General features: G+C 70.3%; 4 protein-coding genes and 1 pseudogene. 2 read left to right on the forward strand and 3 right to left on the reverse strand.

The window, feature by feature from the left end; translation table 11 throughout:
* Positions 1–447: undecaprenyl-diphosphate phosphatase (locus B8460_RS18005; RefSeq protein WP_048863001.1), on the forward strand; the 447-nt coding region annotated here is incomplete at its 5' end.
* A gap of 19 nt (positions 448–466) precedes the next feature.
* Here B8460_RS18005 and B8460_RS18010 read toward each other — a convergent pair.
* Genes B8460_RS18010 through B8460_RS18020 form a run of 3 tightly spaced genes read right to left on the reverse strand, consistent with a single transcriptional unit; the run spans position 467 to position 6,457 of the window.
* Positions 467–2,005, reverse strand: a complete 1,539-nt coding sequence (locus B8460_RS18010) for an efflux transporter outer membrane subunit (protein WP_048863005.1) — start codon at positions 2,003–2,005, stop codon at positions 467–469.
* Positions 2,002–5,109, reverse strand: coding sequence for an MdtB/MuxB family multidrug efflux RND transporter permease subunit (locus B8460_RS18015; protein ID WP_048863002.1), 3,108 nt, complete (start codon positions 5,107–5,109; stop codon positions 2,002–2,004). Before B8460_RS18015 ends, B8460_RS18010 begins: the two co-directional genes overlap by 4 nt.
* Before the next feature lie 25 nt (positions 5,110–5,134).
* A complete protein-coding gene (locus B8460_RS18020; RefSeq protein WP_048863003.1) occupies positions 5,135–6,457 on the reverse strand; it encodes an MdtA/MuxA family multidrug efflux RND transporter periplasmic adaptor subunit in 1,323 nt (440 codons plus the stop codon).
* A 227-nt stretch (positions 6,458–6,684) separates the two neighbouring features.
* Between B8460_RS18020 and B8460_RS18025 the strand changes: the two are divergent.
* Positions 6,685–6,916 (forward strand): annotated as a pseudogene (locus tag B8460_RS18025) (hypothetical protein); the annotation flags it as partial.

Raw genomic sequence — 6,916 nt, forward strand, 5'->3', positions numbered from 1 at the left:
GAGCGGCTGCGCGCCCGCCAGACCGCCGCCGCCGCAACCGCGCCGGCCCGCGCCCTGCACACGCTGCGCCCGCTCGACGCGCTGGTGATCGGGCTGTGGCAATGCCTCGCGCTGATCCCCGGCATCTCGCGCTCCGGCGCCACCATGGTGGGCGGCCTGCTGCGCGGCATCGACCACGAGGGGGCGGCGCATTTCTCCTTCCTCATCGCCCTGCCGGTGATCCTCGGCGCCACGGTGCTGGAAGTGCCGAAGCTGCTGCACACCGACGTGCCGCCCGGCACCTTCAGCCTCGCCGCGATCGCCGCCGTCGTCTCCGGCGTGACGGCCTATGCCAGCACCGCCTTCCTCATGCGCTGGTTCCACAACCACGACCGCTGGGCCCTCGACCCGTTCGCCTGGTACTGCGCCGCCGTCGGCATCGTCAGCGCCGGCATCCTGCTGGCCTGACGCGGCCCGCCCGCCGGCCTCAGTAGTTGTTGCGCGGGTCCAGGAGGTTGCGCTGCGTCAGGTCGGCGCGGTCCGGCAGGTCGGCGGTGTTCCAGCCGCCGCCCAGCGCCTGGATCAGCGACACGCTGGTGACGATGCGCGACTGGCGGATCGACAGCAGCGTCTCCTCGTCGGCCAGCGCCGTCGCCTGCGCGGTGATGACGGCCGTATAGGCGACCGTGCCGGCGCTGTATTCGTTGAGCGAAATCCGCACCGCCTCGCGCGCCAGCCGCACCGCGTCCTCCTGCACCCGCTGCTGGTCCTGCAGGATGCGCAGGCCCGACAGGTCGTCCTCCACCTGCTGGAACGCCGTCAGCACCGTCTGGCGATAGGCCGCCACCGCCTCGTCATAGGTCGCGCGCGCCGCCCGCACCGTCGATTCCCGCAGTCCCGCGTCGAACACCGTCTGGCTCGCCGCCGCACCCAGCGACCAGATGCGGTTGGACGCGGTGAACAGCGAGCCGAGCGGGTTGCCCACGAACCCGCCGAGCGCGCTGAGCGTGATGTCCGGATAGAACGCCGCGACCGCGACGCCGATCAGCGCGTTTTCCTCGGCCATCGTCCGCTCCGCCGCGGCGATGTCCGGCCGCCGTTCCAGCAGCCGCGACGGCACGCCCGCCGGCGCTACCGGCACCTCGGACGCCAGATCGCCGGCCGGGATCGTCAGGTCGGCGGGCGGATGGCCGATCAGCACGGCGATCGCGTGCTCGTATTGCTGCCGCGCGACGCCCACGTTGATCGCCTGGCTCTGCGTCGTGCGCAACAGCGTCTCCGCCGTCACCACGTCGGAGCGCGCGGCGACGCCCACCGCGTACTGGTTCTGCGTGATCTGCAGGCTGTGCTGATAGTCGGCCACCGTGCGGTCGAGCAGCTTCTGCAGCGCGTCGCTGGTGCGCATCTCGAAATAATCGGTCGCCAGCAGCGTCTGCTGCGCGAGCGCCGCGCTCGCGAGGTCGGCGGCGCTGACCTGCGCGCCGGCGACGCTGCTCTCGATCTGCCGCCGCACCCGTCCCCACACGTCGGGCGACCAGGTCGCGCTGCCCTCGAACGTGTAGACCGACGCCGCGTAGCCGCCGCCGCGCCCGCCGGAGACGAAGGTGCTGCTGGTGCTGCTGCCGCCGCCGACCGCGGTGGTGGTGGTGCCGCCGCCGATGCTGCCCGACCCCGCGCCGCCGCCGCTGCGCGTGAAGGTCGGATTGAGCCCCAGCACCGGGTAGAGATTCGACCGTGCCTCGTCCACCAGCGCCTGCGCCTGCCGGTACGCGGCCTCGGCCTGGCGGATCGTCTGGTTGTCGACGATCAGCTCGCCTTCCAGCCGGTCGAGCAGCGGGTCGTGATAGACCGACCACCACGGCCCGCGCGGCACCGCGTCGAGCGGCGAGGCGGGCTTCCACCCGGCCAGCTCCTTGAAGTGCGCCGCCATCGGCGCCGGCGGCTTCTTGTAGTCGGGACCGACCTCGCATCCCGCGACCAACAGCGGCCCCGGCAGCGCCAGTGCGATCAGCCGCGCGTGCCTCACTCCGCCGCCTCCGGCGCCCCGCCACCCACCCGCCTGCGCACCCACAGGCTCAGCCGGTCGAGATACAGGTAGACCACCGGCGTCGTGTACAGCGTGAGGATCTGGCTCAGGATCAGCCCGCCGATGATGCAGATACCCAGCGGCTTGCGCAGCTCCGACCCCTCGCCGGTGCCGAACGCCAGCGGCAGCGCGCCGAACAGGGCGGCGAGCGTCGTCATGATGATGGGACGGAAGCGCAGCAGCCCGGCCTGAAAGATCGCCTCGCGCGGGGGCACGCCCTCGTTCCGCTCGGTCTGGATCGCGAAGTCGATCATCATGATGGCGTTCTTCTTGACGATGCCGATCAGCAGCACGATGCCGATGATGCCGATGATGTCGAGATCGGCGCCCGCCACCATCAGCGCCAGCAGCGCCCCCACCCCGGCGGTCGGCAGGGTGGACAGGATGGTGATCGGATGCACGAAGCTTTCGTATAGCACGCCCAGCACGATGTACATCGTCACGATCGCCGCCAGCACCAGCAGCAGCTCGTTGGACAGCGACTTCTCGAACGCATCGAGCGCGCCCTGGAACGCCGTGGTGAAGCTGGGCGGCAAGCCGATCTCGCGCTCGGCGGCGCGAATGTCGGCCGCCGCCGCGCCCAGCGACGCGCCGGGGGCGAGGTTGAAGCTGATCGTCGCCGCCGGGAACTGCGACAGATGCGCGATCTGCAACGGCGCCGGGCGCACCGCGATCGACAGGATCGCCGACAGCGGCACCTGCCCGCTGGCCGCCGTCGATGACGGCAGGTACATCGTCTCCAGCGCCTGGATCGTCCCGCGCACCGTGTGATCCGCCTCCAGGATCACCCGATACTGGTTGTTCTGCGTGAAGATGGTCGAGACGATGCGCTGCCCGAACGCGTCGTACAGCGCGCTGTCCACCGTCGCGGGCGTGATGCCGAACCGCGCCGCCGTCACCCGGTCGATGGTGATGAACAGACCGAGCCCGTTCTGGTAATGGTCGGTCGCCACGTCCTCCAGCACCGGCAGCGCGCGCAGCCGAGCCAGCAGCTTCGGCAGCCATTCGTCGATCACCTTGGTGTCCGTGTTCTCGATCACGAACTGGTACTGGGTGGGGCTCACGCTGGTATCGATCGTCAGATCCTGCACCGGCTGCATGTACAGTGTGATGCCGGCGACATGCGCCACCGCGCGCTGCAACCGGCGGATGATCTGCGTCGCCGTGTCGTGGCGCTGATCGACGGGCTTGAGGTTGATCAGCATCCGCCCGGAATTGAGCGTCGTGTTGGTGCCGTCCACGCCGATGAAGGACGACAGGCTGACCACGTCGGGATCGCGCAGCACGATATCCGCCAGCGCCTGCTGATGCGCCGCCATGGCGGCATAGGACGTGTCCTGCGACGCCTGCGTGATGCCCTGGATGATGCCGGTGTCCTGCACCGGAAAGAACCCCTTGGGGATCACCAGGTACAGCCACGCCGTGACGCCCAGCGTCGCCAGCGCCACCAGCAACGTCGGGAACTGATGGTCCAGCACCCAGCGCAGCATCCGCCCATAACCCGCGATGGCGCCGTCGAAGAAACGCTGCGCCACCGCCTCCAGCCGACCCGGCGCCTGCTTCGCGCGGTCGCGCAGCAGCCGCGCGCACAGCATCGGCACCAGCGTCAGCGAGACGAAGGCGGAGATGATGATCGTGACCGCCAGCGTGATCGCGAACTCGTGGAACAGCCGCCCCACCACGTCGCCCATGAACAGCAGCGGGATCAGCACGGCGATCAGCGAGACGGTCAGCGAGATGATGGTGAAGCCGATCTGCGCGCTGCCGCGCAGCGCCGCCTCCAGCGGCGGCACCCCCTCCTCGACATAGCGGGCGATGTTCTCGATCATCACGATCGCGTCGTCGACCACGAACCCCGTCGCGATCGTCAGTGCCATCAGCGACAGATTGTCCAGGCTGAACCCGTACAGGTACATCACCGCGAGCGTGCCGACCAGCGACAGCGGCACCGACAGGCTCGGGATCAGCGTCGCCGGCAGGTTGCGCAGGAACAGGAAGATCACCAGCACGACCAGCGCCACCGCCAGCGACAGCTCGAACTCCACGTCGGCGACCGACGCGCGGATGGTGTTCGTCCGGTCCGTCAGCACCGCGACATTCAGCGCCGCCGGCAGCGCGTCCTGCAGCCGCGGCAATAGTGCCTTGATGCGGTCCACCACCGCGATCACGTTGGCCCCCGGCTGGCGCTGCACGTTCAGGATGATTGCCGGCGTCCGGTCCGCCCAGGCGCCGAGCTTGTCGTTCTCCGCCCCGTCGATCACCGTCGCCACGTCCGACAGCCGCACCGGCGCGCCGTTGCGATAGGCGATCACCTGCGACAGGTACTGCTTCGCCTCGGTGATCTGGTCGTTGGCGTTGATGGTGAAGGCCTGGTTCGGCCCGTCGAAATTGCCCTTCGGCGTATCGACGTTGAGGTTGCCGATGGTGGTCCGCAGATCGTCCAGATTGAGGCCATAGGCCGCCATCTGCCGCGGGTTGACGCGGATGCGCACCGCCGGGCGGTGGCCGCCGCTGATCGACACCAGCCCCACGCCCGCCACCTGCGAGATCTTCTGCGCCATCCGCGTGTCGGCGAAATCCTCCACCTGCGTCAGCGGCAGGGTCTTGGACGTGAGCGCGAGCGTGAGGATCGGCGCGTCCGCCGGGTTGACCTTGGCATAGATCGGCGGCGCCGGCAGGTCGGCCGGCAGCAGGTTGCCCGAGGCGTTGATCGCCGCCTGCACCTCCTGCTCGGCGATGTCGAGGCTGAGATCGAGGCTGAACTGCAACGTGATGACCGACGCGCCGCCGGAACTGACGCTCGACATCTGATTGAGGCCGGGCATCTGCCCGAACTGCCGCTCCAGCGGCGAGGTGACGGATGACGTCATCACCTCGGGCGAGGCGCCGGGATAGAAGGTCTGCACCTGGATCGTCGGGTAATCGACCTCCGGCAGCGCCGACAGCGGCAGGAACCGCCACGCGACGAGGCCGATCAGCAGCACCGCCGCCATCAGCAGGCTGGTCGCCACCGGCCGGGTGATGAACAGGCGCGACGGATTCATGCGCGCGCCCGCATCCGCGCGCCGCTCACCTGCCGGGCTTCGCCGCCGGCGAGGCAGCCGGCGACGCGGCCGGGACCTTTTCCGCCGCGCCATGCGACGGCGCCACCATCACCCGCGCGCCCTCGCGCAGCCGGTCCACGCCGTCGGTCACCACCTGCTCGCCCGGGTCCAGCCCCTTGAGCACCGCCGTGTTCAGCCCGTCGGTCGGCCCCGTCTCGATCACCTGCACCGCGACCGTGTGGTCGGGCTTGAGCACGTAGACATAGGTACCGGGCGCGCCGTGCTGCACGGCGGCGTTCGACACCAGCACGACGTTGCGCAGCGTGTTGACCACCAGCCGCGCGTTGACGAACTCCTGCGGGAACAGCATGTCGTCCTTGTTGTCGTACATGGCGCGGATGCGCACCGTGCCCGTCGTCGTGTCCACCTGGCTGTCGAGCGCGGACAACACGCCGGTCGCGATCGTATGCTGGTCGCTGCGGTCGCGGGCGATCACCGGCAGCTTCGCGCCGGCGGCGACGCGCGGCAGGATCTGCGACAGCGTGTCCTCGGCGACGGTGAACACCACGCTCATCGGCTGCAACTGCGTCAGCACCACCAGCCCGGTGGTGTCGCTCGGCGAGACATAGTTGCCGAGATCGACCAGCCGCAGCCCCACGCGCCCGTCGATCGGCGAGACGATGCGGCAGTACACCAGGTTCAGCTTCTGCGTGTCGACCGCGCCCTGATCCGCCTTCACCGTGCCGACGTATTGCTGCACCAGCGCGTTCTGCGTATCGACCTGCTGGCGCGCGATGCTGTCCTGCGACGCCAGCCGCTGATACCGCTTGAGGTCGAGCTGCGCCTCCGCCAGCAGGGCCTGATCGCGCGCCAGCGTGCCCTGCGCCTGCTCCAGCGCGACCTGATACGGGCGGGGATCGATCTGCACCAGCGGGTCGCCGGGGCGGACCATCTGCCCCTCCGTGAAGTCGATCCGCTGGATATAGCCGGCGATCTGCGTGCGCACGGTCACGGTCGCCAGCGGTGTCACGGTGCCCAGCCCGTCGATCGTCACCGGCATGTCGCCGCGCGCGACGGTCGCCACCTGCACCGACGGCGGCGGCGGGCCGCCCGCGTGCGGCGTGCCCTTCCCGCCGATCAGCGTCCAGGGGCGGAACCACAGCAACAACGCGATGCCGCCGATCAGGATGATCCAGAAAATCGCCCGCCCCGCGCCGCCCCGCCTGCGCCGCGGCGTGCCAGGGCGATCCGGCGGCGGCGGTGTCGGCGCGGTCCTGGCCGGAGCCGGCGGGCTGGTGCCGGGCGGATCATAGGCGCGCGGCTCGGTGCGGCTGACCTGCTCATCCATCAGCGACGTCCCGTCGGTTGCCCTGCGCGGGACCCCGCAGGCTGGTCAAACTCCGTCATGCAAGGCTCTACGCTCCGGGGACCGGCTTCCCATACGGGATGAAACCTCGTCCATCAACGCGCACGCCCGCGCGAGGCGGGCCGGACGGCGTCGCACGGGGCCTGTCCAAGCGCGCCGCCGTGCCTTAATCGGGCGGCATGAGCAGGGGCGGTGGACGCGGACGGACCATGACGGCGCAGGCACTCTGGCTGCGTCGCGAACAGGCGGCGGGGCGCAGGCGCGCCGGCCCGGCCATCCTCTACGGCGCGCTCGGCATCGCCGCCGGGCTGGGACAGGTCTGGGGCGTGGCACGGGCGCTGGCCGCCGCCATCGACGGACGGGCGGATATGCGCGCGCTCGGCATCTTCGCCCTCTGCGCCCTGGCGCGCGCGGCGCTCGGGATCATGTCCGAACGTGCCG

The sequence above is a fragment of the Acidisphaera rubrifaciens HS-AP3 genome (genome assembly GCF_000964365.1).
Taxonomy (GTDB): domain Bacteria; phylum Pseudomonadota; class Alphaproteobacteria; order Acetobacterales; family Acetobacteraceae; genus Acidisphaera; species Acidisphaera rubrifaciens.

Coding starts and splice junctions, on each gene's coding strand:
- B8460_RS18015 (WP_048863002.1), bottom strand. CDS start 5,109: ATGAATCCGTCGCGCCTGTTCATCACCCGGCCGGTGGCGACCAGCCTG.
- B8460_RS18020 (WP_048863003.1), bottom strand. CDS start 6,457: ATGGATGAGCAGGTCAGCCGCACCGAGCCGCGCGCCTATGATCCGCCC.